This window comes from candidate division KSB1 bacterium (assembly GCA_022566355.1).
Lineage (GTDB): Bacteria > Zhuqueibacterota > JdFR-76 > JdFR-76 > DREG01 > JADFJB01.
Genome location: JADFJB010000210.1, coordinates 1 through 3,088, shown reverse-complemented (window position 1 = coordinate 3,088; position 3,088 = coordinate 1). Strand labels below are relative to the sequence as shown.

Sequence of the window (3,088 nt, the reverse complement as noted above, 5' to 3'; positions counted from 1 at the left end):
CTAGGCTGAATATATGGATGATATTATAATTAAAAAAAGTGAACGTTAAAGCAGGCTGTAGGAGCAGTTGGTGAAGAATTTACAGTCGAACAATTCGACCAAAGTTCCAGAAAATTCGAGGGTCATAATATGGCCACAATTTCGGGCACATATTCAGATAAAACCAGGGAATTTCCGTCGGGTTCGTATAGAGCAGACTTGGCCCAACCCCTGGCTAATCTCATTTTTTACTTGCTGGAACCGGAATCCGAGATGGTCTGGTGGCCTGGAATTATTTTTGATGAATACTTAAATACTTAATAATAATGCTTAAGCCCCTTTTAGGGCTGAGTGGCGCTTCCGTCATATCTGAAGATGTTAGAAGGTCATTGGAAATAACCGAAACCGGTGTGTGGTATACGCTTATGATTATTGGCTGTCTGCTTGCTTATGATTTTTATAAACATAGTCGTGTTCTGAGCAAGATGAGAAAATTTCAATGAACAATGAAATAAACAGCAATTTAGTAACTGATGTCACCCCTAAGACCTGAAATTTAGTATTTGATAATTTGATTTTGTTATTTATTTGATTTTTGGTTTTTGGGATTTGGTTTTTGCTTCCCAGCAGCCAGTATCGGTTTCAAAAACAAGCATACTTCATCTATACTTGGCATGGCTGATTTTTATTCAACTTCAATTTTTAATTGACATCTGAGTTTCTAACCAGTACCATTTTGAACGCAATCAAAGTGATCCTGGTCCATAATCATCCTTCCGAAAAGTTAAAACCCTCGGAGGAAGATAAAGATGTGACGGATCGACTCATCCGGGTCGAAGTGGTGACCATTTGATCATTACCTCAAATCCTTCCTCAGTTTTAGGAATATCGGCTTATTTGAGGAATTAAAACAAAGCATGAAATGGATACGCGCCGCGTATCCGCATGCAGGAAATCTTTGTGTGAATTCCCATTTGCGGGCGACTCGGCCTGGGAGACCGGAAAAGGAGAAAGAAGAATGAAACTAGTAGCTTCAGGAATCGACAATATTGTCACTTACTTTAAAAAGGAAGGGGAACTCAAGATCGAGCATGCCAGCAAAAAAAGCGACGCGCGGTACAAGAAAGGGATGGGGTACCTCAAAGACACTATTACCATCGGACTATTGGACGAAATTGAGGAGTTAAACGGTAGAACCGGGTCGAAAAGTGCCGCCAAGCAAAAAGGCCATCTTGCTCACGAATTGGTTGGCGGCTTTCTGCATTTTCGTTTTAAGGGCTCTAATGAGTATATATATGCTGCTGGTGATAAGGGATACGACGCCCAGTTTGGTGACGGCACAGAAGGTAGCCTTAAGGTAAGTGGGTCTCATAATCTTGGATTGGCCGTTGAGCTCATGGTAATTGCCAGTATAAGCCCTGGTGAGTTGACAACGGAATTTGTCAACTTCCGTGCGGGCAAAAGACATGTCCCCTTTGGCTATGGCAAAAAACTAGCGGGTACAGAAGAAATAGGCATGTTAGCGGATGCAGGAAAAGTTGCGACCGGAACGGGTCCAAAAAAGAAAAAAATGATCCCGTATCAAAATTTGATCGAAGAGATCGCACAGTTCATTCTAGACGCGAACGCTGGAAAGAAAAATAGGGTGAGATACATTTTCAAGAAAATCACGTTCGAAGAGGGAGTATTTGATAAGCAAAAAAAACTCGAGATCTCGGGAAGGATGACGGGCGGGCCAAGGGGTATTGCCACAGGCACATTCACAATCAGATACTATGATTGAATCCCATGTTTGTAAATTGATTAATTTGAATTTGTTATTTATTTGATTTTTGGTTTTTGGGATTTGCATTCCAGCATCCGATATCCATATCCGCTTCAAAAACAAGCATGCTTCGACTCCTCCCCCATGCCTACATTTTATTCAGCATCAATTTTTAATTGACATCTGAATAGTTAACAGGTACTTTGAATAATCGTAAACTTTGGACAGGTTTGAACTCTTGTTTTATTGCGGTTTAAAGTAAAAAGGGATCTATCGATGAGCAGCGATTTACCTGGTGAACTTCGAGAATATATAAGAAGCCAAAATAAAGAACTTGCTGACCGGGCTGATAACTTTTGGAGAATTGCCGAACCAATTATGGATAGGCAAAGTAGCCCCAATAGTAACGAAAACGGCTATCCGCATATCGCAATGGTTGAGCATAATGCATGGCGTTTAATTAAAGGAGCTGACAAAGTTGCTGATTTCGATCCCTATGAATTATTCATTCTTTCTTGCGCAGTTTGCAGTCACGATTTTGATAAGGGACTATTTGATAAACTCCTAATTGATTTAGAGCATGGCAAAGGTTCCGGAGATTTTTTAATTAACCACCATAAAGAGTTGCAGAAAAGTTTTCCTGAGGCTGTAGCCATAAAAAAAATAATCGGGCTTCATGATCTTCCTGACGGAAGATTTCAGGAAGAGCTAAAAAATATAGAGAAATCATTTCCCCTGAGTAAAGGTCCGGTAAAATTACAGATGCTTGCTGTAATTTTGAAAACAGCAGATATTTTACATACTGATAACTCCCGTATCGCTTCAATCGGCATAGATACTTCAAGTATGAACCAAAAAGAAAAAAACAAACACCTTGCGAGAGAATCAATTTCAGGTTGGGAGGTTGATGGTTCCCGAATAATTATTAACGCAGTTCCCGAAACAAATGACCATCGCAGTGCACTTGAGGGATGTATGAATTACATAAAAGAAAATGAATGGCCGGCAGTAGCTGAGAAATTACAGGATTATGGTTTTCCGCATGATCTCGAATTTAAAATTGATACGTCCATTTGCGGGGAACCTGCTGAACCTAATGAAAAAGCTTTAGATAAACCAGGGCATGTGGGTGATAAATATAGCCAGGACAATTATGTTTTTAATATTCCGTATAGAGAGAAAGGAGAAGGTGTTGTTGGCAGAGAAGATGCCTTACAACAGCTCCATACACAATTGACGGAATCCCGGGGTACTGCAATTGGACAAACCGCATCCTTCCATGGTATGGTTGGCCTCGGGAAAACCCAGTTGGCTGTTGAATCTGCGTATCGGTTTAAAGATGAT

General features: G+C 40.4%; 4 protein-coding genes. All 4 read left to right on the top strand.

Annotated features, from left to right (window positions below):
• The first annotated feature begins 129 nt into the window (after window positions 1–129).
• A complete protein-coding gene (locus IIC38_20265) occupies window positions 130–300 on the top strand; it encodes a hypothetical protein (protein MCH8128256.1) in 171 nt (56 codons plus the stop codon).
• A gap of 415 nt (window positions 301–715) precedes the next feature.
• The gene (locus tag IIC38_20260) at window positions 716–832 is read left to right on the top strand and encodes a hypothetical protein (protein MCH8128255.1); all 117 of its coding nucleotides are present in this window, start codon (window positions 716–718) and stop codon (window positions 830–832) included.
• A 165-nt stretch (window positions 833–997) separates the two neighbouring features.
• Window positions 998–1,762: a hypothetical protein gene (locus IIC38_20255; GenBank protein ID MCH8128254.1), complete on the top strand. Its 765-nt coding sequence runs from the start codon at window positions 998–1,000 to the stop codon at window positions 1,760–1,762.
• Window positions 1,763–2,020: 258 nt separating this feature from the next.
• On the top strand, window positions 2,021–3,088 hold a 1,068-nt coding region (locus IIC38_20250; protein MCH8128253.1), incomplete at its 3' end, for a hypothetical protein.